The sequence below is a fragment of the Vogesella aquatica genome (assembly GCF_028548455.1).
Lineage (GTDB): Bacteria > Pseudomonadota > Gammaproteobacteria > Burkholderiales > Chromobacteriaceae > Vogesella > Vogesella aquatica.
Window position 1 is genome coordinate 106,465 of the sequence record NZ_JAQQLF010000012.1, and the last position, 23,902, is coordinate 130,366.

General features: G+C 63.4%; 22 protein-coding genes. 15 read left to right on the forward strand and 7 right to left on the reverse strand.

Going from position 1 to position 23,902, the window contains the following annotated elements; all coding sequences use genetic code 11:
• Positions 1-2: 2 nt before the first annotated feature.
• The 4 genes from PQU95_RS11070 to PQU95_RS11085 all read left to right on the forward strand — a co-directional run bounded on the left by PQU95_RS11070 (position 3) and on the right by PQU95_RS11085 (position 2,848).
• A complete protein-coding gene (locus PQU95_RS11070; RefSeq protein WP_272752055.1) occupies positions 3-668 on the forward strand; it encodes a hypothetical protein in 666 nt (221 codons plus the stop codon).
• A 64-nt stretch (positions 669-732) separates the two neighbouring features.
• On the forward strand, positions 733-2,103 hold the full coding sequence (gene radA / locus PQU95_RS11075) for a DNA repair protein RadA (protein WP_272752056.1): 1,371 nt from the start codon (positions 733-735) through the stop codon (positions 2,101-2,103).
• Positions 2,104-2,111: 8 nt separating this feature from the next.
• Positions 2,112-2,672 carry a sigma-70 family RNA polymerase sigma factor gene (locus PQU95_RS11080; RefSeq protein WP_272752057.1) on the forward strand — a complete coding sequence of 187 codons (561 nt, stop codon included), beginning with the start codon at positions 2,112-2,114 and terminating at the stop codon, positions 2,670-2,672.
• A 5-nt stretch (positions 2,673-2,677) separates the two neighbouring features.
• A complete protein-coding gene (locus PQU95_RS11085) occupies positions 2,678-2,848 on the forward strand; it encodes an anti-sigma factor family protein (RefSeq protein ID WP_272752059.1) in 171 nt (56 codons plus the stop codon).
• Positions 2,849-2,999: 151 nt separating this feature from the next.
• On the opposite strand, the gene PQU95_RS11090 is transcribed toward PQU95_RS11085, so the two are convergent.
• The 4 genes from PQU95_RS11090 to PQU95_RS11105 form a co-directional block, all read right to left on the reverse strand.
• A complete protein-coding gene (locus PQU95_RS11090) occupies positions 3,000-3,362 on the reverse strand; it encodes a DUF2325 domain-containing protein (protein WP_272752061.1) in 363 nt (120 codons plus the stop codon).
• 247 nt (positions 3,363-3,609) lie between these two features.
• Positions 3,610-5,151: a DHA2 family efflux MFS transporter permease subunit gene (locus PQU95_RS11095; RefSeq protein ID WP_272752062.1), complete on the reverse strand. Its 1,542-nt coding sequence runs from the start codon at positions 5,149-5,151 to the stop codon at positions 3,610-3,612.
• A gap of 9 nt (positions 5,152-5,160) precedes the next feature.
• Entirely contained in the window at positions 5,161-6,309 is a 1,149-nt protein-coding gene (locus tag PQU95_RS11100; protein WP_272752063.1) for an HlyD family secretion protein, read from the reverse strand.
• A 31-nt stretch (positions 6,310-6,340) separates the two neighbouring features.
• Positions 6,341-7,780, reverse strand: coding sequence for an efflux transporter outer membrane subunit (locus tag PQU95_RS11105; protein ID WP_272752064.1), 1,440 nt, complete (start codon positions 7,778-7,780; stop codon positions 6,341-6,343).
• A gap of 100 nt (positions 7,781-7,880) precedes the next feature.
• Here PQU95_RS11105 and PQU95_RS11110 point away from each other — a divergent pair, with 100 nt between their 5' ends.
• Positions 7,881-8,495, forward strand: a complete 615-nt coding sequence (locus tag PQU95_RS11110; RefSeq protein ID WP_272752065.1) for a TetR/AcrR family transcriptional regulator — start codon at positions 7,881-7,883, stop codon at positions 8,493-8,495.
• Between the two features lie 76 nt (positions 8,496-8,571).
• On the opposite strand, the gene PQU95_RS11115 is transcribed toward PQU95_RS11110, so the two are convergent.
• Together PQU95_RS11115 and PQU95_RS11120 are read right to left on the reverse strand one after the other, a co-directional pair.
• The gene (locus PQU95_RS11115) at positions 8,572-9,684 is read right to left on the reverse strand and encodes an SPM autocatalytic domain-containing protein (RefSeq protein ID WP_272752066.1); all 1,113 of its coding nucleotides are present in this window, start codon (positions 9,682-9,684) and stop codon (positions 8,572-8,574) included.
• A gap of 210 nt (positions 9,685-9,894) precedes the next feature.
• Positions 9,895-11,577 (reverse strand): ABC1 kinase family protein, encoded by a 1,683-nt coding sequence (locus tag PQU95_RS11120; RefSeq protein ID WP_272752067.1) that lies wholly within the window; start codon positions 11,575-11,577, stop codon positions 9,895-9,897.
• 269 nt (positions 11,578-11,846) lie between these two features.
• On the opposite strand from PQU95_RS11120, the gene PQU95_RS11125 reads away from it, so the two are divergent.
• The 9 genes from PQU95_RS11125 to PQU95_RS11165 all read left to right on the forward strand — a co-directional run bounded on the left by PQU95_RS11125 (position 11,847) and on the right by PQU95_RS11165 (position 22,442).
• On the forward strand, positions 11,847-12,671 hold the full coding sequence (locus PQU95_RS11125) for a C40 family peptidase (RefSeq protein WP_272752068.1): 825 nt from the start codon (positions 11,847-11,849) through the stop codon (positions 12,669-12,671).
• Positions 12,672-12,800: 129 nt separating this feature from the next.
• On the forward strand, positions 12,801-13,013 hold the full coding sequence (locus PQU95_RS11130; RefSeq protein WP_017507977.1) for a hypothetical protein: 213 nt from the start codon (positions 12,801-12,803) through the stop codon (positions 13,011-13,013).
• Positions 13,014-13,021: 8 nt separating this feature from the next.
• A complete protein-coding gene (locus PQU95_RS11135) occupies positions 13,022-14,269 on the forward strand; it encodes a lipoprotein-releasing ABC transporter permease subunit (RefSeq protein ID WP_272752069.1) in 1,248 nt (415 codons plus the stop codon).
• Positions 14,262-14,945, forward strand: coding sequence for a lipoprotein-releasing ABC transporter ATP-binding protein LolD (gene lolD, locus PQU95_RS11140; RefSeq protein WP_272752070.1), 684 nt, complete (start codon positions 14,262-14,264; stop codon positions 14,943-14,945). Before PQU95_RS11135 ends, lolD begins: the two co-directional genes overlap by 8 nt.
• Before the next feature lie 26 nt (positions 14,946-14,971).
• Positions 14,972-16,252 (forward strand): mechanosensitive ion channel family protein, encoded by a 1,281-nt coding sequence (locus PQU95_RS11145; protein WP_272752071.1) that lies wholly within the window; start codon positions 14,972-14,974, stop codon positions 16,250-16,252.
• A gap of 9 nt (positions 16,253-16,261) precedes the next feature.
• The gene (locus tag PQU95_RS11150; protein WP_272752072.1) at positions 16,262-16,885 is read left to right on the forward strand and encodes a response regulator transcription factor; all 624 of its coding nucleotides are present in this window, start codon (positions 16,262-16,264) and stop codon (positions 16,883-16,885) included.
• Positions 16,882-17,328, forward strand: coding sequence for a dihydroneopterin triphosphate diphosphatase (gene nudB, locus PQU95_RS11155; RefSeq protein WP_272752073.1), 447 nt, complete (start codon positions 16,882-16,884; stop codon positions 17,326-17,328). The genes PQU95_RS11150 and nudB overlap by 4 nt, the downstream gene beginning before the upstream one ends.
• 88 nt (positions 17,329-17,416) lie before the next feature.
• Positions 17,417-18,130 carry a response regulator gene (locus PQU95_RS11160; RefSeq protein WP_272752074.1) on the forward strand — a complete coding sequence of 238 codons (714 nt, stop codon included), beginning with the start codon at positions 17,417-17,419 and terminating at the stop codon, positions 18,128-18,130.
• Between the two features lie 25 nt (positions 18,131-18,155).
• Positions 18,156-22,442 (forward strand): ATP-binding protein, encoded by a 4,287-nt coding sequence (locus PQU95_RS11165; RefSeq protein ID WP_272752075.1) that lies wholly within the window; start codon positions 18,156-18,158, stop codon positions 22,440-22,442.
• A gap of 116 nt (positions 22,443-22,558) precedes the next feature.
• Here PQU95_RS11165 and PQU95_RS11170 read toward each other — a convergent pair whose 3' ends face one another.
• Complete coding sequence (locus PQU95_RS11170) at positions 22,559-23,251, reverse strand: SOS response-associated peptidase (protein ID WP_272752076.1); 693 nt, start codon at positions 23,249-23,251, stop codon at positions 22,559-22,561.
• A gap of 139 nt (positions 23,252-23,390) precedes the next feature.
• On the opposite strand from PQU95_RS11170, the gene PQU95_RS11175 reads away from it, so the two are divergent.
• Positions 23,391-23,885: a hypothetical protein gene (locus PQU95_RS11175; RefSeq protein WP_272752077.1), complete on the forward strand. Its 495-nt coding sequence runs from the start codon at positions 23,391-23,393 to the stop codon at positions 23,883-23,885.
• Positions 23,886-23,902 lie beyond the last annotated feature (17 nt).

Sequence of the window (23,902 nt, forward strand, 5' to 3'; positions counted from 1 at the left end):
GAATGCGGGCTTATCTGTTACTGCCCATGCTGGTGTTGCTCACCGGTTGCAACTGGGTCATGAATGTCAGCGGGCTGGCGGCCGAGTCCAACAAGGCGGTAGGTGCGTCTTGCCGGCAGACGGGCCGTTCGCTGGAGGAGTGTTACAACCGTAACCCCGACGCAGATAAGGCGCAGGTGTATGCCGGCTGGCGCGAGATGCACGAGTACATGACCAAAAACAAGCTGGAAACCGTGACCCCGCCGCCCGACCCGACGCCGCCGCCGCCAGAGGCGGAAGCGTCGGCACCGCCCGCAGCGGCGGGTAGTGCCACGCATGAGGATCCGGCTCAAAAAAAAAGTGATCAGCCTGTAGCGGCCCCTGCTGCGCACGGCAGTACCGCCGCCCCGGCGCACGGTGCTGCCGCGGCGGCACCGGCAGCGCCAGCAGGCAAACGCGTGCTTACCAATGAAGAGGCGGAAGAGCTGGCCAAGCACGACCCGCTGATTGACTCCATCCTGTCTACCGTGCGCGGGGCCGAGAAGGCTGAAAATGCCGACAAAGCCGCGCCTAGCGCCACTGACAACCGTCTGCTGAATATCCTGAACGACCTGGAAGCCGAGAAAAATGGCACCGCCCCGGCGGCCAAACCAGCGCCAGCCCCTGCCAAACCGGCCGCCACCCACTAGCTGCCCGCTACGCGGGTGAGCAGGCTGCCGTGACCTGACCGCCGTACTGGCTCATAATCTCCCCATGGCAAAACTCAAGACGCAATATCAATGCGGCGAGTGCGGTGGCACTTCGCCCAAATGGCAAGGCCAGTGCCCGCACTGCGGTGCCTGGAACAGCCTGGCCGAAACCGTGGCCGCGCCGCCTGCGGCTGCGGCCAACGCCCGCTTCCAGAGCTGGACCACGCAAACCCAGCCGGTGCAGCAGCTATCGCAAGTGCAGGCCGCCGAAGTGCCGCGCGAATCGTGCGGTATCGAAGAGCTGGACCGTGTACTGGGCGGCGGCATCGTGAAAGGGGCCGTCATCCTGCTGGGCGGCGACCCCGGCATTGGCAAATCCACGCTGCTGCTGCAGGCGCTGGCTACCATCGGTGCCAACCGCAAGGTGCTGTACGTGTCCGGCGAGGAATCGCCACAGCAGATTGCCCTGCGCGCCAGCCGCCTGGCGGTGGACGCCAGCCGCGTGCGGCTGCTGTCCGAAATCCGCCTGGAAGCCATCATCCCGGCGCTGCAGGCCGAAATGCCCGAAGTGGCGGTGATCGACTCCATCCAGACGCTGTATTCCGACCAGGTGACGTCGGCGCCCGGCTCGGTATCGCAGGTGCGCGAGTGCGCGGCGCAGCTGACGCGCATCGCCAAGCAAAGCGGCATTACCATTATCCTGGTGGGCCACGTCACCAAGGAAGGCTCGCTGGCCGGCCCGCGTGTGCTGGAACACATCGTGGATACCGTGTTGTATTTCGAGGGCGACAGCCACTCCAGCTACCGCATGATCCGCGCCATCAAGAACCGCTTTGGTGCGGCCAACGAGCTGGGCGTGTTCGCCATGACCGACCGCGGCCTGCGCGGCGTGTCCAACCCGTCGGCCATTTTCTTGTCCAGCTACCGCGACGACGTGTCCGGCTCCTGCGTGCTGGTGACGCAAGAGGGCAGCCGCCCGCTGCTGGTGGAAATCCAGGCGCTGGTGGACGACGCGCACGGTTTTCAGCCCAAGCGCCTGAGCGTGGGCCTGGAGCAAAACCGCCTGGCCATGCTGATGGCGGTGCTGAACCGTCACGCCAGCATTGCCTGCTTCGACCAGGACGTGTTCCTGAACGCGGTGGGCGGGGTGAAGATCAATGAGCCGGCCGCCGACCTGGCGGTGATTCTGGCCATGGTGTCGTCGCTGCGGAACAAGCCGCTGCCCGAGAAACTGGTGGTGTTTGGCGAGGTGGGCCTGTCTGGCGAGGTGCGCCCGGTGGCGCGCGGCCAGGAGCGCCTGAAAGAAGCCGCCAAGCTGGGCTTCGAGCGCGCCATCGTGCCGGCGGCCAACAAGCCGCGCCAGGACATAGAAGGCCTGGAGGTCATTGCGGTCGAGCGCCTGTCCGAGGCGGTCGATTTCTGCATTCGCCGTTAAGGAAGCCCATGAGCGCCAGCCCCGAACAGATAGAAGCCGAGCGCCCCTTCCTGCTGCGTTACGCCCGCGCCCAGCTGCAAGACCAGGCTGCCGCCGAAGACGCGGTGCAGGAAGCCCTGCTGGCCGCACTGGAGGGGCGGGCGCGTTTTGCCGGCCAGGCCAGCGTGCGTACCTGGCTTATCTCCATACTGCGCTTCAAGCTGGTGGATACCATACGCCGCCAGCAGCGCGAGGTAGCCACCGACCTGAGCGAAGACACCGACCTGTCCGACCTGGACGGCCTGTTCGATGGCCAGGGTGCGTGGCAGCAGGCTGTGCGCGCCTGGGGTGTGCCAGAGGAAGGCCTGCTGGCCAAGCAGTTCTGGCAGGTATACCAGCACTGCGCGCAGGCCATGCCCAAGCGCACCGCCATGGTGTTTGCCATGCGCGAGGTGATGGATATGGACATTGCCGATATTTGTCAGAACTTATCGATTACAGCGACTAACTGCTCGGTGATGTTGTACCGCGCGCGCATGAGCTTGCGCGAATGCCTGGAGCTACGCTGGTTTCAGCAGGAGGGGGCGTGATGGGGATGAGCTGCAAACAGGCTAGCCGCCTGATTTCCGATGGCATGGACCGCCCGCTTGGCCGCGGCGAGCAGGTACGGTTGTCGTTTCACCTGCTGCTGTGCCGCAATTGCCGGCATTTCCGCCAGCAAATGCAGCAGCTGCGCAGCGGCATCCGCCGCGCCCGCAACGAATAAGGGCAGGGCAGGTGGCCAGCTTGGCCGCAGACGATGCTCTCTAAAAAGACGGCCAGCGTGCTACCCGCCGCTGGCCGTATCACATCGAGCCGCATCCCATCCATAAGAAGTGATCGTCCGCGTACGGACGCGGTTGTGTCTGGCAGGCGGCTTAGTGCTTGCGTGCCTTGCCGCCACTGAAGGGTTTCTGGCAGGCATTGGGGCAGCTGGCACAGTGCTGTTTTTCGGTAAAGCCGACACAGTTCAGCTGCTGCTTCAGCGAGCACACCGAGCGGCGGCAGGCGATAAAGCGCACTTTTTCTTCGTTGGCCAGCTCGCGAAAGTGCTTCATCACGTTGTGGCCCAGAAAGTCGGTAAACAGGATCAGCAGGTCGGTGCCGGCTGGCAGGCGGTCCAGCTTGCGCTGGTGCGAGCTGTTACGGCCGCTCAGGTGTTTGTGGATGCTGATGCCGAACTCGTCCAGCACGCCCGGGATATTGCCCAAAGTATCTGCCCCTACCAGCATGGCGTTCATGTCACCCACTCCTGCATTGATTGATTCGATGTGTGGATGATATCCATTCTCATTACTGTTATCAAGAATAATTCTCATTAATTTCCGGAGCTGTTGTATTGCCCGCTCCGCATGGGGTCGCGGTGCGGGTATGCGTGCAGGGGCCCGGGTGGGCCGTGGCGGGCTGGAAAAATGCATGGCCTGCCGGCAATGCCGGCAGGCCTTGGGCGCATCCTGCGGCCAACCTTGCGCCAGGTGTTAACCGGCCCTAGTGCGCCTGGCTGGTGTCGGCCATGCGCCCAGGGCGCGGTGCCAGCCAGATCATGCACGCGGCCAGCACAAACGACAGGCCGGACAGCCAGAACAGCTCGTTGGTAGACAGCATGATGCTTTGCGACTGGATCAGCTGCCCCAGCTGCTGCCGCCCCGACTCGATGCTGCCATTGCCCAGCTGCTGCAGCGCCTGCGGGCTGCTGTCTACCAGTGCCGCCAGTTCGGCATGGTAGTGGCTGGCCTTGTCGTCCCACGCGGTGGTGACGATGGAGGTGGCAAAGGCGCCGGACAGTGTACGCATAAAGCTCATCAGGCCGGCCGCCGACGCCATTTCTTCCGGCTTCACGCTGGCCATGGCCAGGCCGGTGAGCGGCACAAAGAAAAACGGCATGCCCAGGCCCTGGAGCAGCAAGGGCAGCGCCACCTGCCAGAAGTCCATGTCGGTGGTGGCAAAGCTGCGGTACAGGGTGACCGCCCCCAGCCACATCACGCCGGCAAACACCAGCGGGCGCGGGTCCATCTTCTGCGATAGCTGCGCCGCCAGCGGGGCCACCAGCACCGCCAGGATGCCACTCATGGCGGTGGCGTGGCCGGCCTCGGTGGCGGTGTAGCCCATATAGGCCTGCAGCCACTGCGGCGTCAGCACCGTGGCGCCAAAGAACGAGCCGAACGCCAGCGAGATGGTGGCCACGCTCACCCAGTAACCGCGGTGGCGGAATACGCGCAGGTTCACTACCGGGTTGCGCTCGGTGAGCTCCCAGATCATGAAGGCGGCAAAGCCGATAGCGCTGACTACCGCCAGGCCCACGATGACGGGCGAGCCGAACCAGTCCAGGTTCTTGCCTTCGTCGATCATGATCTGGAACGCGCCCACCCACAGCACCAGCAGCGCCAGGCCAATGGTGTCAAAGCGCATCTTCATGAGCGGGCTCTGGTAGCGTTTCAGCAGCCCCCAGCCAAAGTAGCCGCAGGCAATGGCAATGGGCACATTGATGTAGAAGATCCACGGCCAGCTGGCTTCGTCGCACAACCAGCCACCCAGAATGGGGCCCATGATTGGTGCCACCAGCGTGGTCATGCTCCACAGGCCGATGGCGGCGCCGGCTTTTTCCTTGGGGAAAATCTGCAGCAGCAGCGTCTGCGACATCGGCATCAGCGGCCCGCCGGCCAGGCCTTGCAGCACGCGGAACAGGATCAGCATTTCCAGCGAGGTAGCCATGCCGCACAGCAGCGAAAACACGCCGAACAGTATCATCGCGCCGGCAAACAGCCGCACGGTGCCAAAGCGTGCGGCCAGCCAGCCGGTCAGCGGCACGGTGATGGCCTCGGCTACCGCGTAGGAGGTAATGACGTAAGTGCCCTGGCTGGACGATACGCCCAGGCTGCCGGCGATATTGGGTACCGACACGTTGGCGATGGTGGTGTCCAGCACGGCTACAAAGTTGGCCGCGGCCAGCAGCAGGGCCGCCAGCCAGAGCTGGCCGCCTTGCAGTGGCACAATCGGCGCTGGGGCGGGTGGGGAGTTGGGCGCAGACATGCGGCTTCCTTATTCGCTACGCGTGTCGATGGTGGCGGTCATCGACAGCCCCACTTGCAGTGGGTGCTGGCGCAGCTCGGCCGGGTCCAGTGCAATGCGTACCGGCACGCGCTGCACTACCTTGATCCAGTTGCCGGTGGCATTTTGTGCCGGGATGGTGGCAAACGCCGCGCCGGAGCCGCCAGCCAGGCCGGCTACCTTGCCGTGGTATTCCACCTCGCTACCGTACAGGTCGGCCTTCAGTGTGACCGGCTGGCCAATGCGCACGGTGCGCAGCTGGCCTTCCTTGAAGTTGGCGTCCACGTGTACGGCCTGCAGCGGCACTACCGACAGCAAGGCGCTGCCGGCCTGTACGCGCTGGCCCAGCTGCACCTGGCGTTTGGCCACCACGCCGTCTACCGGCGCGCGGATCACGGTGCGCGCCAGGTCCACGCGCGCCTGGTCACGCTTGGCGCGTGCCAGGGTCACTTCGGGGTTGGTGTCCACGCTGCTGTCGCGGGTCAGGGTCTGGTTGGCTTTCAGGCTGCCTTCGGCGGCGCGCAGGTTGGCCGCACTCTGCTTGGCGGCCGCTTCGGCGGCCTGGTACGCCGCCTCGGCCACGTTCAGCGCACTGCGGGCGTTGCTGACTTCCTCGCCGGACACCGAGCCGTTCTTGGCCAGTGCCTGGCGCCGGTTGTAATCGAGCCGCGCGCGTTCCAGCTCGGCCTGCGCCGAAACCAGCTGTGCCTGGCTGCGCACCTGCTCGGCGGCGCGGGCCTGTACCTGGGCGCCCAGGCCCTCGTCGCTGGCCAGATAGCCTTGTACGCGGCGCTGGGCGCGCGCCAGCTCGGCTTCGGCTTGCGCCAGCGCCAGGCGGGCGTCGGTATCGTCCAGCAGTACCAGCACGTCGCCGCGCTTGACGGCCTGCGTATCCACCACGGATACCTGGCGCACGGTGCCACCCACTTCGGGGGTCAGCTGCGCCATTTCGGCGGCCACGTAGGCGTTGTCGGTGCTGACGTGGTGGGACGCCACCAGATACCAGTAGCTGCCGTAGGCCAGCGCGCCGACAGCGACCACGCCGCCCAGCAGGGCAAACAGGGTTTTGCGGCGTGCCGCCGGCTTGGCCGCATCGGCCGGAATGTCCTGCGCGGGCAGGGCTTGGGTGTGTTCGCTCATGATGTGCTTTCTCTCAATCGGTTTTGTCGGTTCAGGCCGGGTGATGGTCGCCACCCAGGGCCTTGGTCAGGGCGATGTCCAGCTGTGCCTGCTGGCTTTGCAGCTGGGTTAGCGTGCGGCGGGCGGCAATCACGCTGTCTTCGGCATTCAGTACGTCCAGGTAGCTGGCCAGGCCGCCCTGGTAGCGGTCGTGGGTCAGCTCCCATGCCCGCTCGGCCGCCTCGGTGGCCTGCTGGCGCTGTGCCAGCTGTGCGGCCAACCCTTGCTGGCGGGTGTAGGCCTGGGCGATGTCCTGCAGCGCTTGCAGCAGGGTCTGGTTGTAGCTGGCCACGGCACTGTCGTATTCGCCGCGTGCGCTGCGGTAGCTGCCTTGCAGTGCGTCCTGGCGGAACAGCGGCAGGCTGATGGCCGGGCCGAAGCCGGCAATGCCGGCGCCGCCACGGGTGAGCGCGTCCAGCCCCAGGCTCTGGGCGCCGACGTAGGCGCTGAGGTTAACGTTGGGGTAGAAGCCGGCACGGGCGACCTGGGTGCGGCTGGCGGCGGCTTCGGCACGCAGGCGGGCGGCGGCCAGGTCGGGGCGGTGGCCGATCAGGTTGGCCGCTAGCGTAGCCGGCAGCGCTTGTGCCTGGCTGACATTCAGCGCCGGGCGTTGCAGTGCCAGCCCGCGGTCGGGGCCGGCGCCCAGCAGGGCGGCCAGGGCCTGGCGTTGCAGGGTGATGGCTTCTTCGGCAGCCAGCAGCTCGGCTTGGGCGGCGGCGCGGCGCGAGGCGGCCTGGGCCACGCTGGCGCGGTTTTCCAGGCCGTGGCTTTCGCGTTCGCGCATCAGGCCTTCGCTCTGGCTGCGTACTTTCAGCGCCTGCTGGCAGGCGTCACGGTCGGCAAACAGGCGCGCCAGCTCGGCGTACTGGCTGGCCACAGCGGTGGTGAGCAGCAGCCGGCTTTGCGCCAGTTCGGCCTGGGCGGCGGCTTGTTCGCTGCTGGCGGCGGCGATGGCGCTGCGGTTCTTGCCCCAGAAGTCCAGCTCGTAGCTGACGTCCAGCGCCACGCGGCTGCTGGTGTTGAAGCCGGGTGGTACAAAGGCGGCCGGCATGCCGTTATTCAGGCTCTGGCGCAGGCGGGTGAAGTCGCCGTTGGCGCTGATGCCGGGCTGCTGGGCGGCGCCGGCCTGTTGTGCCAGGCCTTCGGCTTGCAGCAGACGGGCGCGGGCACTGGCAAGCGACGGCGACTGCACCAGCGCTTCCTGCATCAGCTGGTCCAGCTGCGGGTCCTGATAGCGTTGCCACCAGTGCTCGCCCGCCCACTCGCCGTGGCTGTCCGGCAGCGTCTGCTGGCTTTGCAACTGGCTGGCCGGTAGCAGGGTGGGGCTGGCGGGCAGGTCGGGAACGCTGGCGCAGCCGGCCAGCAGGCTACCGGCGCCTAGCAGCAGGGCCAGCCGGGTGCGCGCATGGAAAGCGGGAAGGGTCTGGTTCATGATCTCGCTCAATAATTAAACTGTACGGTACAGTTATAATCGTGGTGTACAATGGCTGTCAATAGAAAATTGAACTGACTGGTTCAGTATTGGGGTGAGTATGCGCGTCAAGACCGAAGCAAAGCGCCAGAGCATCGTGGATGCTGCGGCCGAGGTATTCATGGAGAAGGGCTACGAAGCGGCGTCGATGGCAGAAATTGCCAGCCGCGCCGGTGGCTCCAAGGCCACGCTGTACAGCTACTTTCCGTCGAAAGAAGAGCTGTTCCTGATGGTGATGAAAACGCTGGCGGAAGAGCGCATGAGCCAGGCGCACGCGCGGCTGACGGCCGACGGTGACTTGCGCGCGGCCTTGCTGCGTTTTGGCGAGCAGATGCTGCGCAACCTGCTCAGCCCGGAAATCGCCGCCTTGCGCGGTATCGTGCTGGGCGAGGGGCGGCGCTCCGGCGTGGGCCAGCTGTTCTTTGATAATGGCCCGGCCATTGGCTGGGGCAAGTTGGCCGCGTTTCTGGAAGGGCAGATGCAGGCTGGCCGGCTGCGCCAGGCCAAACCGTGGACGGCGGCGGTGCACCTGCTGGCCTTGCTGGAGGCCGAGTTCATGGAGTGGTTCATCGTGGGGGCGCGCGACATGCCGTCCGACGAGGCTATTACCGGGGCGGTAGCGGCGGCGGTGGACGTGTTCATGGCCGGTTACGCGCCGCTGGCGCCCACCGCCTGATATACCGCGCGGTAGCCATGGCAACAAGGGCGGCCTGCGTAGGCAGGCCGCCCTTGTTGTTGCTAACGCACGCGGCTCAGGCGGTAAGGTCTACTTGCGAAATCAGCCCGGCCTGGCCGCTTTCGGTCAGGTACACCCCCGCCTTGCGCATCTGCGCCACGGTCTGGTTGGCCGCATCGGTGTGGCGGAACGCGGCGTCCACGTGCGGCAGTAACAGCGCGCCGATGCCCACGTCCATCAGGCTGCTCAGCTGATCCTGGCCGTCTTGCTGCCCTTGCCACAGCTGCAGGCGGGCAAACAGCGGGTCACCCTCGTCGATGGCGCCGTTGCCGTCGCTGTCCAGTGCGGCCAACTCGCCAAAGCCGTCGCCGCTTTGCGGGCCGAACAGCTCGTTTTGCTGGTCGATCTTGCCGTTGCCGTTGCGGTCCAGCGCCAGCCAGCCGCCGTTCTTCGGTACTGGCAGCGTGTTTTTCTTGCCGTCGTTATCGATGTCGAACTGCACCGTGGCGCCCGATAGCGTGCCGGCGTCGCTACCCAGGCTGATCATCAGCGGGTCGCGCGCGGCAGCGCCGAAGTTCAGCGTTTCTGTGCTGCTTACCGAGAAGCTGCGTTGCAGACTGACGTCCAGCTGGAAGCTGAGGCTACGGCCGTCGCGGGTGGTGATGTTGCCGCTGGCGGAAAACTGCAGCGATTCCTGCTCGCTGTAGCGCGTTTCGCGCTCGATGCGCAGCCCCCAGTCTTCGTTGCCCTGTTCGCGGCGCGGTGCGGCCTGGTCACTGTTGTCGCGCGCCTCGCCCTGCATGGCCTGCTGCTGGGCTGCCGCCTGCAGGTGCTCCTTGTCCATCGGGTAGACGTCGGACAGGTCGATGCGGATGCCGAAGGTGGATTCCAGGATATTGCGCAGCAAGGACAGCGTGGGGCTAAGGTCGGTTTCCAGCGGGCTATCGCTGGCTTGCACCTCGCTGGCGGCCTGGCTGGGGTCGCTCTGGGCCAGGCGCTGGCCAATGGCGGTAGCCGGGTTGGCTTGCTGGGCGGCGGCGCGGCGGCCGCTTTCGCTGATGTCTACCTGCTCTTGCGGGCCGCTTTGCCGTGCGCCTTCCTGCCAGAAGGTAAGGCGCTGTTGCGTGCTGTGGGTCTGTTCCAGGTAATGCTGGCTGCTGAGGTCTAGCGACAGGCTATCGATTCTCATGGCTGTTCTCCTGCTGGCCTGTCTGCGCCGTAGGGTGGGCAAGAGAGGCGATCCGATGTGCTTATATCGGCAGCATGGCGGCAGGGCTTAGCCTTTTTTGATAGCAAATGCTAATAAAGCGCCGCTACCACCCTGGGGGTGGCGGCTGCGCTTTGGCAAGGGATAAAACCCAGGCAGATCAGTGGATTGCGTCAAGGTTGGCCGCAGGGCTTACAGGTGCTTTCCGGCACGCCATATCGACCAAATCAGCCACATGCTGTTGAAAAACGCCGCCATAAAGCCCAGGAAGCCAAATAGCGGCAGGCCGAACAGTGTGGGCCCGCCCTTCACCGTCATCACGATGGACGAGCCGATAATCAGGCAGCCGGTGACAATGCCCATGGTCAGCCGGTTCACGCTCTTGTCCAGCTGGTGGCCAAACTGCTCCAGCCGCTTCAGGTCCAGGTTGATGCGGAAGCGGCCGTGGCGAATGTCCTTGCCCAGGCGGATGATGTCGCCCGGCAGGTTGGCCAGCATGCCCAGGCCCTCGGTGACCGTGGTCTTGCCGCGTTTGAACAGGTTGCGCGGGTCGTAGCGTGCCAGGATCAGCTGTCTGACGAACGGGGCCAGGTGCTCCACCAGCTGGAAATCCGGGTCCAGCTGGCGCCCCAGGCCTTCCAGCGTGATCAGTGCCTTGAACAGCATGGCCATGTCCGGCGGCAGCAAAATACCGTGGTCGCGGATCAGCGCCATGATGTCGTTGATCAGCTGGGTGATGTTCAGGTTTTTCAGCGGCACATGGTCGTACTGGAACAGGATCTCGCCGATATCCTCGGCAAACTGTTCTTCGTCTACCGGCGTACTGCCGGTCCACTCCAGCAGCACGTTCATCATGCCGCGTTCGTTGCGCTCGGCCAGTGCGGCCAACATGTCCACGATTTCGTCACGGCGCTTGTGTGACAGCCGGCCCACCATGCCAAAGTCGATGAAGGCGATGCGGTTGTCGGCCAGGAAAATCACGTTGCCGGGGTGCGGGTCGGCGTGAAAGAACCCGTTGATCAGGATCATCTTCAGCACTGCGTCGGCGCCGCGCTTGGCCAGCAGCGGCGGCGACAGGCCAGCCGCCGGCAGGGCATCTACCGGCGTAGCCGACCAGCCGGCGATATAGTCTTGTACGTTGACCGCCGGGCGGGTGTAGTCCCAGTACACCGCAGGCACGCGGATATGCGGGTCACCGGCAAAGTCCTTGCCAAAGCGCTCCATATTGCGTGCTTCTACCGCCAGGTCCAGCTCGCGCCGTAACGAGCGCGAAAACTGCGCCACGATTTCGGATGGCTGGAAGCGGCGCGCGTCGGGAAACTCCAGCTCGATCAGGTGCGCAATATGCTCCAGGATACGCAGGTCGGCCTCTACCTTTTCTACAATGCCCGGGCGGCGCAGCTTGACCGCCACCTCGGTGCCATCTTTCAGCAGCGCTCGGTGCACTTGGGCGATAGACGCCGAGCCGATAGGTTTGCGCTCGAATTCGGCAAATACCTCGTCCGGCTTACAGCCCAGTGCCTGCTCCAGCAGAGCATCCAGAAAGCCGTCGCCTATCGGCGGTACGGTGCTTTGCAGCTTTTCGAACTCGGTAATCCACTCCGGGCCGAACACATCCACGCGGGTAGACAGGATCTGGCCCAGCTTGATGAAGGTCGGCCCCAGTTCCTCGAAGGCACGACGCACGCGTATGGGGGCCGGTATGGCATTGGCCGGGTCGGGCAGGGTGATGTTCAGCCACTCGCCCGCCTTCTCTACCGCGCGTGGCAGCCGTAGCCGCTGCGCGAACTCGCCCAGCCCGTGGCGGAACAAAATACCGCTGATTTGTTTCAGACGGGGCAGATCGCGCATGGCGATGAGGGTTTCTCTGAGCATGGCTATCGTCGGGGTAGGGCCGGGTGGCCGTTGCGGGAGTGGGTACCCATGGGGGTGGCGTGGCCAGTATCGCAATATTTCACCTGCATCGACAATAGCTGCCAGCAACGCCGGCATGGCCGCCGTTGCTGGGGGATAGCCATGCATTGCCGCTTGGTGACCGGGGGGAACGATGGTATCGTTCAGCACTATTTTGTTCAAAACCAGCTAACAGATACGCTGCCAGGCTGCCCTTTGGGGGCGGGATGGCGGCATACAGTCTTGAACCTATGAAATTCTACCAATCTATTCTGGCCCTGTTTCTGGCCGGTTTCATGGCGGTGGCCCATGCCGCGCCAGACACCGCGGCAGATGGCGAGGCCGACCCGATCGCCCGCTTTGCCTCGCCGGGTGAAGAGGCTGCCGGCGATCTGCTACTGCAGGCCATGAGCCTGATCGGTGTAGCCTACCGTTTCGGCGGCAGTAACCCGGAAAACGGCCTGGATTGCTCGGGCTTTATCCAGTACGTTTTCAAGAAATCCCTGCGCGTGAACCTGCCGCGTACCGCAGCGGGGATGGCCCAGGTTGGCCGCGAGATCGACCGCGATGAACTCAAGGCCGGTGACCTGGTCTTTTTCAATACGCGCGGCTTCCGCTATTCCCACGTGGGCATGTATCTGGGCAATAGCAAGTTCATTCATGCGCCCCGTACCGGTAAAAGCATTGAAGTGGTCAATATGACACAGAGCTATTGGGCTACCCGCTACAACGGTGCCCGTCGTGTAGCACGTGCTGGTATGCCGGTAGCTGCTGCCGAAGTGGAAAAACCAGCCAGCAGTGTAGCTGCTGCCAGCACCGGCAAACGCAGCTATCGCAAGGCAGAGGCGGCTGCAGTAGAAGAGCGTACGGTGAAAGGCAAAAAGAAAAAGAACGCACGGGACGAGCAGCCGGTAGCCAAAGGCAAAAAAGGCAAGAAAGCCGAGCAGGGCAGCAGCGCCCGTAGCAAAAAGAAAGCCGGTGCTGAGGATGCTGTCAGCAAGAAAAGCAGTAAAAAAAGCAGCAAGTCTGCTGACAGTGGCAAGAAAAAGGCGCCGGTGAAGAAGAAAAGAGACTAGCCGCCGCCCGCAGTCTGGCGTGACACAATCTGTACCCGAGGCCCCGCTCAAGCCGGGCCTCGCCATTTACAGGGCGCTTATTGCCCGGCCGGCCAGCTTCGCACTGGCGGCCATACCGAAAGGCCAACAATGAAACCGGATCTGCCAATCTGGCATGCCCCCGACGGCAGCGTGGTGTCGTGCACCGAAAAAGTAAAAGTGATGACCGAAAATATGGAAGAGCTGGCCCAGGTGGCACAGGACGCATTTGAGGATGCCATCCTGATGGGCTGTGACGAGCACCAGGTGCGTGCCTTTCTGGTGGCCATGATGCAGCAGCTGGACAACCCTTACCGAGCCTGAACCTGCCCATGTCTTTTCCTTACGAGGTCTTTATCGGCCTGCGTTATCTGCGCGCCCGCCGGCGCAACGGTTTCATCTCGTTTATCTCGCTGATGTCGGTGCTGGGCATTGCCCTGGGCGTGGCCGCGCTGATTGTGGTGTTGTCGGTGATGAACGGTTTCCAGCAGGAAATCCGTGGCCGCATGCTGTCGGTGGTATCCCACCTGGAAATCGGCAGCTACGACGGCCAGATTGCCGGCTGGCAGCCTTTGCAGGCGCAGCTGCGGCAGCAGCCACACGTGGTGGCCGCCGCGCCGTACGTAAATGCACAGGGTTTGCTGTCCAGCCGTGGCAATGTGCGCGGTGCGCTGGTGCGTGGTGTTGATCCTGCCGCCGAGCAGACGGTGGTAGCACTGGGCAAGGAAATGCTGCGCGGCAAGCTCACCGACCTGGCGCCCGGCAGTTATCGCATCGTGCTGGGTGTGGAGCTGGCGCGCCAGCTGGGCGTGGAGGTGGGCGACAAGGTGACGCTGATCACACCGCAAGGCAATGTGACCCCGGCCGGCATGATGCCGCGCCTGAAGCAGTTCACCGTGGCCGGTGTGTTCAAGGCGGGCATGTTCGAGTACGACTCCTCGCTGGCCATGATCTCGCTGCGCGACGCGCAGGTGCTGTTCCGCCTGGGCCAGGACGTGTCCGGCATCCGCCTGAAGCTGGACGACGCCATGCTGGCGCCGCAGGTGAAAGCTACCCTGCAGCCGCAGCTGGCGGCCAACCAGGTGGCCACCGACTGGACCGACATGAACGCCAACTATTTCCGCGCGGTGCAGATCGAAAAACGCATGATGTTCATCATCCTGACGCTGATCGTGGCGGTAGCCGCGTTCAACCTGGTGTCCACGCTGGTGATGGTGGTTACCGACAAGCAGTCGGACATCGCCATCCTGCGCACCCTGGGTGCCAGCCCGGCCAGCATCATGAAGATCTTCATGATCCAGGGCTCCATTGCCGGTGTGCTCGGCACGGTCGCCGGGGTGGCCGGCGGCTTGCTGCTGGCCTACAACCTGGGTGTGGTGCTGTCTGCGGTGGAAAGCCTGATTGGTGCCAAGCTGCTGTCCAGCGACGTATACATGATCGATTACCTGCCCACCGACATCCAGCTGGGCGATGTGTCCACTATCGGCCTGATCTCGCTGGCGCTGGCGTTGCTGGCCACTATTTACCCAAGCTGGCGCGCAGCCCGCGTGCGCCCGGCGGAGGCCTTGCGTTATGAGTAATATCCTGAGCTGCCAAGGCCTGGCCAAGCGCTACAGTGAAGGCAATCTGGCGCTAGACGTGCTGAGCGGTATCGATCTGACAGTAGCGCGTGGCGAATTTGTGGCCATTGTGGGTGCGTCCGGCTCGGGCAAGAGCACGCTATTGCACCTGCTGGGCGGGCTGGATGCGCCCAGCAGCGGCAGCATCAGCGTGCTGGGCCAGCCGCTGGCCGGCATGAATGAAACCGAGCTCGGCCGCTTTCGTAACCGGCACCTGGGTTTTGTTTACCAGTTTCACCATTTGCTCGCCGAGTTCACCGCGCTGGAAAACGTGATGATGCCGCTGCTGATTGCGCGCCAGCCGCGCGAGCAGGCGGCGGCACAGGCACAGGCGCTGCTGGCCCAGGTAGGGTTGGCCGCACGTGCCGGCCACAAGCCGGGCGAGCTGTCTGGCGGCGAGCGCCAGCGCGTCGCCATTGCACGGGCACTGGTGGCCCGCCCGGACTGCCTGCTGGCGGACGAACCCACCGGCAACCTGGACCGTGGCAATGCCGAGGCGGTGTTCGCGCTGCTGCGCGAACTGAACCATACGCTGGGCACCGGCATGGTGATGGTGACGCACGACCGCGAGCTGGCAGCCCGCGCCGACCGCGTGCTGCTGCTGGGCCCTGCCGGCCTGCAGCCGCTGGCTGAGTAAAATCCGATTTACCCGTAAGGACACGCATGCTGGAACACACCTCCACCCTCACTTTCGACCGTCTGGTCGCCGCTATCCAGGGGCCGACCGGCTGGCTGGAGCTGCTGGTTGCCGCCATTGGCGTGGCGCTGGCGTTCTGGTTGTCGCGCGGTATCCACGCTCGCTACTTCGCCAGCGACAGTGGCGACTGGGGCTTTGGCAAATACCTGCTGTACCGGCTGGTGTTGCCCTTGTCGGCGCAATTGTGGACCCAGGTGGCGGCGGTGATCTGGCAACTGGTAGTGGGCGTGAAGTCCGACCTGCTGGTGGTGTCGGCCACGCTGCTGCTGTGGATGTCCATCATCCGTATTCTGGCGGCCGTGGTGCGCCATGCGCTGCCGGACGGCAAGCTGGAGCGCAGCACCGAACACTTCCTGTCCATGCTGCTGTGGCTGGCGTTTGCCAGCTGGGCGGTGGGGGTCGATACCGTGGTGCTGGACTGGCTGGAGTCGATCAGCTTCCGGGTCGGCAAAACCCAGGTCGACCTGCTGATGATCCTGTCGGCGCTGGTGTGGGTGTCGGTGATCCTGGTCGGCGCGATGTGGCTGAGCAAGCTGATCGAAAAGCGGGTGATGAAGCTGTCCGACGTGGACCTCAGCCTGCGCATCGTGTTTACCAAGCTGGCACGCACGCTGCTGATGGTGGTAGGCGTGCTGGTGGCGCTGCCCATCGTCGGCATCGACCTGACCGTGCTGTCGGTGTTCGGCGGTGCGCTGGGTGTGGGCCTGGGTTTCGGCTTGCAGAAAATTGCCAGTAACTACGTGTCCGGTTTCATCATCCTGCTCGATCGCTCCATCCGCATTGGCGACCGCCTGATGGTGGATAATCGCGTCGGCTACGTCAGCAAGATTACCAGCCGCTTCGTGGTGCTGAAGAGCGCCGACGGCTCCGAGATCCTGGTGCCGAACGAGGCGCTGATCGCCAATACCGTGATCAACCAGTCGTACACCGACAAGGCGTTGTGGATCAGCCTGCCGGTACAGGTATCGTACGAAACCAATCTGGACGAGGCGCTGGCGCTGCTGCGCCAGGCCGCCACCCACCCGCGGGTGAAAACCGACCCGGCGCCGTCGGCGTTTGTCATCGGTTTTGCCGACTCCGGCATCAACCTGGAAGTGGGGCTGTGGGTCAGCGATCCGGAAAACGGCATGCTGTCGCTGCGCTCCGAAATCAACCTGCGCATCTGGAAGCTGTTTGCCGAGCATGGCATCCAGATTCCGTACCCGCAGCGCGAGGTGCGTGTGGTGAGCGGGGCGGCAGCAGAATAAGGAGCAGACATGACGCAAAAAACCCTGGCAGTGATTGATGATGACCTGGCGGTGCGGCAATCGCTACTGTGGCTGCTGGAAACCCCGACGCTGGCCGTCAGCGGTTTCGACAGTGGCGAGCGCTTCCTGGCGCTGGGCGAGGCCGCGGCCAACTTCAACTGCCTGATCGTGGACCTGCGCATGTCCGGCATCAGCGGCATCATGCTGCTGGAAAAAATCGCGCAGTGGCCGTACTGCCCGCCCGTCATCATGCTGACCGCCCACGGTGACGTGCCGCATGCGGTGGCGGCGTTCAAGCTGGGCGTGGCGGATTTTCTGGAAAAGCCGTTTGATGACGCGCGCCTGCTGGCCCTGGTGGACGAATGCCTGGCGCGCGACGCGCAAGAGCGCGAGCGTTACCAGCGCCGGGTGCGGGTGGCCGAAGCGCTGGCGACACTGACCGAGCGCGAGCGCGAGGTGATGCAGCACATTCTGGCCGGCTTGCTGAACAAGCAGATTGCCGAGGTGCTGAGCATCAGCATGAAAACGGTAGAAGTGCACCGCGCCCGCGTATTCGACAAGATGGGGGTGAAGTCGGCGGTAGAGCTGGCTGGGGTGATTACCGTACTGGACGAGGCAGGCAGCAAGACATGAAGCCAAACAAGCAACCCGTTTCCGTGCTGGTGGTGATCCACACTGACGATTTGCAGGTGCTGTTGATTGAGCGTGCCGATAAGCCGGGTTACTGGCAGTCGGTGACCGGCAGCCGCGAGGGCAACGAAGCGATTGCGCAGACCGCCCGCCGCGAAGTGGCAGAAGAAACCGGTTTCGCTGCCACCGCCGGCCAGTGGTACGACTGGCAGCAGCAGAATGTCTATGAAATCTACCCGCACTGGCGCCACCGCTACGCCCCCGGCGTCACCCACAATACCGAGCATGTGTTCAGCTTGCAGCTAGCGGACGCCTTGCAGCCAACCCTGGCGCCGGGCGAGCATCTGGCCTGGCAGTGGCTGCCCTGGCAGCAGGCCGCCGAGCGGGTGTTTTCCCCCTCCAATGCGGCGGCTATCCGGGCACTAGCGCAGCGTTTTTTGCCTTAATCTACATATTTCCCTTATGTATCCTTGCGCCATTTTGTAGCAGATACCATCATGTGAAGTGTCGGTGGGATAAAAGCAAGGGGGCGATATGACTATGGACTTTTCCAGGCTGAAAATACTGGTGGTAGATGACCAGATGCTGGTGCGCTCTTTGCTGACCCAGTCACTCAAAGCCATGGGTGTCCAGCCCGACCATATTTACCAGGCAGTAGACGGCGCCACCGCCAAGCGTGCGCTGGACGGCAAGCCAGTAGACATTGTGCTGTGCGACCTGCAGATGGAGCCGATGAACGGCATGGATTTGCTGAAAGAAATCCGCTGTGGCCGCACCATGAATCCGCCCAATATGCCGTTTGTCTTTCTGTCAGGCTACGCCGAAAAGCACAATATTGTGCTGGCTGCCCAGTTGCACGCCGACGGTTTTGTCATCAAGCCGCCCAAACCGGCCGAGCTGGAAAAAAACATCAGCGCGGCCATGGCGCGCGCCCGCCCCGAGCCCGACCCGTTTGCCTACTACACCATTCCTACCGGTTCGGCACATGACAAGTTTGTCTTTGGCGAGCAGCTGCAGGCGGCCGCGCGCAAAATGGACGAAGATGGCCACCCGGTAGAGACGCTTGCTTTGAAAGAAGTAAAAGCAGGCCGCATTCTGGGCGAGGATCTGTACAACAAAACCGGCCAGTTGCTGCTACAGCGTGGTAGCGAGCTGACCATTACCCAGCTGCGTGTACTGGTAAACTACCCGGACCGCTTTGGCGTGCAGAAAGTGGTGTTGCGCAAGGACGATCCTGTCGAGGCCTGAGTCGTACACCGCACGCGGAGGGGGTATGAGAGACACATTGCGTAATGCTGGGCAAACCTCTGATATCGGGCGTGCTGCAGTTTTTATCGTTCTGCTACTGGGCGCTATCCAGCTGGTGGCCTCAGCGCTGCTGATCCGTTCCGGCTATATGGGCTATGTGCGGGCGGTAGAGCACGAAGAGCTCAATCAGGCCAGCCAGCAGCTGTTTCTGGCAGCCCAGGCATTCAGCCGGGAAAACGACCACACCCTGGCATTGTTGTCCGCTACCCAGCCTCCTGGCCTGTCCAGCCGTGCCGCGCTATTGCCGCTGCGCGAGCAGGCGGACGAGGCATTGCGCCGCGCGCTGGCCATGCCGCGCCAGGGCAATGGCAGCGCAGACCTGCACGCAGAGATCGTTGCCAAGCATCAGCATTTGCAGGGCCGGCGCGTGGATATCGACAACATCCTGCAGCGCCAGCCCTACCAGATGGACGAAAACGCCAGTTTTGGCTGGCGCTTGTCCATGGCGTCGGTGTTTGCGTCCATTGACAAGGCACTGCGCCAGGATACCTACGACCTGGGTGATGAGGCCGATCCCCGCCTGAACCGGATGGCGGAGGTCAAGTTCGATATCTGGAGCCTGAGCCAGGTGCTGGGCGATGAAGCCCACGCGCTGAACCTGCGTGCCGAGTTCAAGCGCCGGCTGAACTCCTCTGACGAGTACCAACTCACGCGCAACCGCGAGCGGGCGCTACTGATTGTGGACCGCCTGCGTGACAGCATCCATTTTCTGGATCAGCCAGACCTGCAAGACCGCCTGCGCCAGCTCAATAGTGCCATCCTTACCCTGAACCGGCACACCGATCTGCAGCTGCAACTGCTTGACGGGCAGCACCAGGCCTTGCCGGGTAAAGATAGCCATCACCAGGCCTGGGCGACGCTTAGCCAGCAGCTGGACGATTTTTTCCTGGCGCTTACTCGTCACACGCGCGACAAAGTCAACAGTTATCTGGACGAGTATCTTGCCGATCTGGCCTTGAACATGCTGTTTACCCTGCTGGTGATGTGCCTGTACATCTACCTGCTGCGCCGCATGCGTACCCACATCCTTTACCCGCTGCAGCGGCTGCAGCATCTGCTGGATGCCGCAGCGGATGCCATCCTCACCGTAGACGATGAGCGCAAGGTGGTGGTGGCCAACCATGGTGCCGAGCGCATGTTTGGCCGTAGCAAGGAAAACCTGGGCAATCTGCCCATTGGTGAACTGCTGATCATCGACTCGCAAGACAGCGACTGGATGGAAAGCAGCGAGGGGCTGGACCGCTCGCTGCCCGGGCGCGGTATGTGTGCCGATGGCAGCATCTTTTACGCCGGCGTATCTATCAGTGCCCTGAAAGACAAGGCGCGCGGGCGCGATCACTACCTGTTGATTGTGCGTAACGAGCAAGAGCGGCGGGTGGCGGAAAAATCGCTGGCCAAGAGCCTGCAGTTGCTGTCCGGCATTCACCGGGTAGAGGGCCTGCTGTTTGCCCGCAGCCCGCGTCATGCCGTGTACCACGAGATACTGCGCATACTGCTGGATTACTTCGGGCTGGATGCCGGCCTGATTCTGGCGCTGGAAACCGGGCGCGACAAAAGCGCGTCCTTTCATGTACAAGCCAGTACGGGGGCCAGCCCCTTGCCCGACTGGGTAGAGGATTTCCGCCGCAAGCCCTACGTGCAGGCACTGCAGCTGGGGGCGCAGCATAAAATAGTGCGCGAAGAAGGCTGGCTCTACCTGCCGGTAGAGGTGGATGCCCGTACCGTGATGGTGGCCGGGCTGCAGGACTGCCGCTTCAGCGAGGAACAATACCAGGCGCTGCAGCCCATGCTGGGTACCTGCGGTAGCATCGTGAGTTTTTATGCCGAAGAAGACCGCCGGCGCAATTCCGAACGCCACCTGCGCGAGGTGCTGCAGCAGGAAGAGGCCATTTATAGCGCGTCGCCCGTGGGGCTGCTGCGCCTGAATCGCGATTACGCTATTGTGCGCGCCAACCGTACCGCGGAAACCCTGTTCGGGGCTGGCCAGGACGGTTTGCAGGGCTTGAGCTTGCAGGAAGTGCTGGCCACCGAGCTGGAATGGCATGCGTTGCATTGCCAGCTGGAGGCTGCTCGCCAGAACGATCGCCAGCTGAATACCGAAATAGAGTGCGTGCGGGTAGGCGGCCAGCCGGTATGGGTGATGTTTACCGGCCAACTGTTGTTTCCGGGTATGGCCGAGCACGACATGATACTGGCCTGCATGGATGTATCCGACCGCCGCGCGGCCGAAGAAGGCCTGCTGCATGCTCGGGATGAGGCTGCCGAAGCGCGCAGCCAGCTGGTGGTGGCTATCGAAACGCTGGAAGAAGCCTTTGCCTTTTTTGATGTGCACGACAAACTGGTACTGTGTAACCGGCGTTTTGCCGAGCTGGCAGGCGTGGGCTTTACCCCGGAACAGCTGCGTGGCCGTACCTTTGAATCCATTGTGAAAGCCGCGCTGGAAGAAGGCGAGCACCCTGAAGTGGGTATGGATAACGCCAGCTGGGTAGCCGAGCGCCTGCGCCGGCACGCCAGTGGCAGCGCCTCGTTCCAGCTGCAGGTGGGCCTGCGCTGGTTCCAGGTCAGCGACCATGCCACGCCTGGTGGTGGCTCCGTGTGTATCCACGCCGATATCACCAGCCTCAAAATGCAGGAAGGTGACTTGCTGCTGGCGCGCGACCTGGCCGAGCAGGCCAATCGTGCCAAGAGCGGCTTCCTGGCCGCCATGAGCCATGAGATCCGTACCCCCATGAATGGTGTGCTGGGCATGCTGGAGCTGCTGGCACTGACCAGGCTGGAGGCAGAGCAGCGCGAGTCGGTGGAAACCATCCAGGAATCTGCGCGTACATTATTGCGCCTGATCGATGACATTCTGGACTTTTCCAAGATCGAGGCCGGCAAGCTGGACATCACGCCGGAAACCGCGTCCATTTCCGACATCATGCACAAGGTGCACCAGCTGTATGAAGAAATGGCCACGAGCAAGAACCTGCAGTTCCATCTGGACATCGATCCGCAGCTGGCCCCGGCCGTACAGGTAGATCCGCTGCGCTTGCGCCAGATCTTGCAGAACTTCTGCAGTAATGCCCTGAAATTCACCGCCAGCGGCGCGGTGACACTGCGTGTCCGCTGCCTGGAAAGCAGCGCGAACCAGCAAAAGCTGCGTTTCGAAGTGCAAGACACCGGTATCGGTATTTCCCGCGAGAACCTGAGTCGTCTGTTCGAGCCGTTTACCCAGGCTGAAAGCTCTACCGCACGCCGTTTTGGCGGTACCGGGCTGGGGCTGACCATTTGCCGCCGCCTGGCCATGCTGATGGGCGGCGAGGTGGCCATGGACAGCAAAGAGGGCGTGGGCACCACCGCATCGCTGGAGATGACCATGCCGCTGGGCGAGGTGGGGGATATTCGTACGGCACCGGTGGAGATCAGCGCCGAAGACGTACTGGAAAGCCAGGCCGAAGTAGCGGCCAACCTGTTACCGGTACTGTTTGTGGAAGACAATCCTACCAACCGCAAGCTGACGCTGAAACAGTTCGAGTTGCTGGGTTACCCGGTAGATGCGGCAGAAAACGGCGTAGAGGCGGTAGCCAAGTGGCAAAAAGGCGAGTACTCGCTGATCCTGACCGACTGTCACATGCCGGAAATGGACGGCTACGAGCTGGCGCGCACCATACGTTACTACGAGGGTATCGTGTTCGACTCGCGCCATATTCCCATTATCGCGTGTACCGCCAACGCCTCGCATGAAGAGCTGGAAAAAACCAGCGCCGCGGGCATGGATGACTTCATGACCAAGCCTTTGAGCCTGGGCACGCTCAAAGCCATGCTGGAAAAATGGATCACCCAGGCCAACGTTGAAGCCATCAAGGAAAGCGAGCAGCGCCAGCTGCACCTGTTAGGCGATGGCCAGGCCGACAGCGCGAGTTTTGCCATGGCCATGCCGATAGACCGCAGTGTGCTGGAGGTGTACAGCTCGGGCGACTGGATGATGGAGCGGGCTATCCTGGACGAGTTCCTGCTGGCTAACGACGACGATGTGGCCGCACTGCAGGCCGCGGTAGACGAGGCCAATGTGGAGCGCGTGGCCTGGAGCGCCCACCGCATCAAGGGCGCTAGCCGCATGGTGGGTGCCATGATGCTGGGGGACGCGGCCGAGCTGCTGGAAAAGGCCGGCAAAGCCGCCGACCTGCCTACCATCCGCACCGAGTGGCCCGGTTTTGTGCAAAACCTGGCGGTACTTAAAGCCTGGCTGGAAACGCAGCCCTCGCTCTAGCGCCTGTTGGCACTTTTCCTTGTCGCAGAACAGGTTCGCGAAGTTTGCCGGCGTCATGCGCAGGGTGTTGCCGCCGCCGTATGAGCGCCGACGCATCCAAAATGCGTTAACAGGCCCTAGACCTCGTCTGGTGGGCGGGAAAACAAGTCTGGCGTGAACGGCTGCGTGACTGCATCTGGCCGTAGCGGTGCCGGGCAGCTTGCCATCAGGCCGGCAGGGTAGGGCAATAGCAGGCGGGTCGCGGTAGCCGGCTGGCGGCAGCCCAGCCAGCGGCCATACTGGCTGCGTGGTACAAGCACCAGGCTGCGTTTCTCGTCGCCGGGCAGGTGCATGCGGCGCAGCAGCGGGTGCTCGTCGGCGTTAATGGTGAGCTGGGCGAACGCCAGGCTGCTGCTGCCGTCGGCTTCCTGCCAGCGCCGCCATAGCCCGGCCACGGCAAAAGGCTGGCCATCGGCCAGTGCAATGCGGTGGCGTACGGCGCGGCCTGTTTCGTAACAAGGCTCGAAAAAAGCCAGCATCGGTACCAGACACAGCTGGCTGCGCTGCCAGGCATCGCGCCAAGTGGGGCGCAGGGCCACGCTATCGTCTCGGGCATTGAGCGTGGCCAGCCGGATGCCCTCGCGCTGGTGGCGCCGCGGAACAAAGCCGTAGTTGGCCGCATATGCCTGCAATTGGCCGTTGCTGCCCGGCAGCAATATGGGGGCCGCGTAGTCTTGCCAGCATTCGTCCGGCCATTCTGTCTCGGGCGGGGTGACAGCAAAATGCTCGCGCAGCTGGCGGCGGGTGGCGGGTAGGTAGTTCACACACATAGGCGTCATCATAGCAGCCTGGGCGGCCTGCGCGTCTTGTCGCAATCATGCCAATGGCTTGCTTTTGCCTTATCATTTCGTGCTTTATCAGCATCAGGCCGGCTATGCCTTGCCTGCCCTTATTCTTGAATGAGCCCTCATGCATAAATCCGTTCATGCCGCAGCGTTGTGTGTACTGCTGGCATCCAGCCCTTTTGCGTTGGCACAAGCCGAGCCACAGGCTTCTGCCGCGGCTGGTGCGCCATCCGACACCCTGATCGACTTTCTGGCCAAGCCAGCCTTTTCGCCGCAGCAGCAAAAACGACTGCAGCAAGCACTGCAGCACAAACAGATGGTGCCGCGTGTGGCGGCCTTTGCCGGCATGACTCGCGCGCAGCTGGAGGCGCTGCCTGCCGAGCGCCAGTTCTGCCTGCTGTCCGGCTACCTGTTGCAGCAGGAGTTGGCCGCACAGCAGCGCCCGGCCGGCCAACTTGCCCAGGCGCGCAGCTGGCTACTGTCCCCCGGCTGGTGCGCGCGCGTGAGCAGCGAGCAGGCGCAAGGCATGGCGCAAGAAGATGTGCTGGGTATCGATGGTGTCATCACCCTGTATTACCTGCTGTACCTGGATATGCAGCGCCGTCTGACGGCTAGCTAATCCCCCTTGGCTGCGCG

Coding starts and splice junctions, on each gene's coding strand:
- PQU95_RS11070 (WP_272752055.1), top strand. CDS start 3: ATGCGGGCTTATCTGTTACTGCCCATGCTGGTGTTGCTCACCGGTTGC.
- radA (WP_272752056.1), top strand. CDS start 733: ATGGCAAAACTCAAGACGCAATATCAATGCGGCGAGTGCGGTGGCACT.
- PQU95_RS11080 (WP_272752057.1), top strand. CDS start 2,112: ATGAGCGCCAGCCCCGAACAGATAGAAGCCGAGCGCCCCTTCCTGCTG.
- PQU95_RS11085 (WP_272752059.1), top strand. CDS start 2,678: ATGAGCTGCAAACAGGCTAGCCGCCTGATTTCCGATGGCATGGACCGC.
- PQU95_RS11090 (WP_272752061.1), bottom strand. CDS start 3,362: ATGAACGCCATGCTGGTAGGGGCAGATACTTTGGGCAATATCCCGGGC.
- PQU95_RS11095 (WP_272752062.1), bottom strand. CDS start 5,151: ATGTCTGCGCCCAACTCCCCACCCGCCCCAGCGCCGATTGTGCCACTG.
- PQU95_RS11100 (WP_272752063.1), bottom strand. CDS start 6,309: ATGAGCGAACACACCCAAGCCCTGCCCGCGCAGGACATTCCGGCCGAT.
- PQU95_RS11105 (WP_272752064.1), bottom strand. CDS start 7,780: ATGAACCAGACCCTTCCCGCTTTCCATGCGCGCACCCGGCTGGCCCTG.
- PQU95_RS11110 (WP_272752065.1), top strand. CDS start 7,881: ATGCGCGTCAAGACCGAAGCAAAGCGCCAGAGCATCGTGGATGCTGCG.
- PQU95_RS11115 (WP_272752066.1), bottom strand. CDS start 9,684: ATGAGAATCGATAGCCTGTCGCTAGACCTCAGCAGCCAGCATTACCTG.
- PQU95_RS11120 (WP_272752067.1), bottom strand. CDS start 11,577: ATGCTCAGAGAAACCCTCATCGCCATGCGCGATCTGCCCCGTCTGAAA.
- PQU95_RS11125 (WP_272752068.1), top strand. CDS start 11,847: ATGAAATTCTACCAATCTATTCTGGCCCTGTTTCTGGCCGGTTTCATG.
- PQU95_RS11130 (WP_017507977.1), top strand. CDS start 12,801: ATGAAACCGGATCTGCCAATCTGGCATGCCCCCGACGGCAGCGTGGTG.
- PQU95_RS11135 (WP_272752069.1), top strand. CDS start 13,022: ATGTCTTTTCCTTACGAGGTCTTTATCGGCCTGCGTTATCTGCGCGCC.
- lolD (WP_272752070.1), top strand. CDS start 14,262: ATGAGTAATATCCTGAGCTGCCAAGGCCTGGCCAAGCGCTACAGTGAA.
- PQU95_RS11145 (WP_272752071.1), top strand. CDS start 14,972: ATGCTGGAACACACCTCCACCCTCACTTTCGACCGTCTGGTCGCCGCT.
- PQU95_RS11150 (WP_272752072.1), top strand. CDS start 16,262: ATGACGCAAAAAACCCTGGCAGTGATTGATGATGACCTGGCGGTGCGG.
- nudB (WP_272752073.1), top strand. CDS start 16,882: ATGAAGCCAAACAAGCAACCCGTTTCCGTGCTGGTGGTGATCCACACT.
- PQU95_RS11160 (WP_272752074.1), top strand. CDS start 17,417: ATGACTATGGACTTTTCCAGGCTGAAAATACTGGTGGTAGATGACCAG.
- PQU95_RS11165 (WP_272752075.1), top strand. CDS start 18,156: ATGAGAGACACATTGCGTAATGCTGGGCAAACCTCTGATATCGGGCGT.
- PQU95_RS11170 (WP_272752076.1), bottom strand. CDS start 23,251: ATGTGTGTGAACTACCTACCCGCCACCCGCCGCCAGCTGCGCGAGCAT.
- PQU95_RS11175 (WP_272752077.1), top strand. CDS start 23,391: ATGCATAAATCCGTTCATGCCGCAGCGTTGTGTGTACTGCTGGCATCC.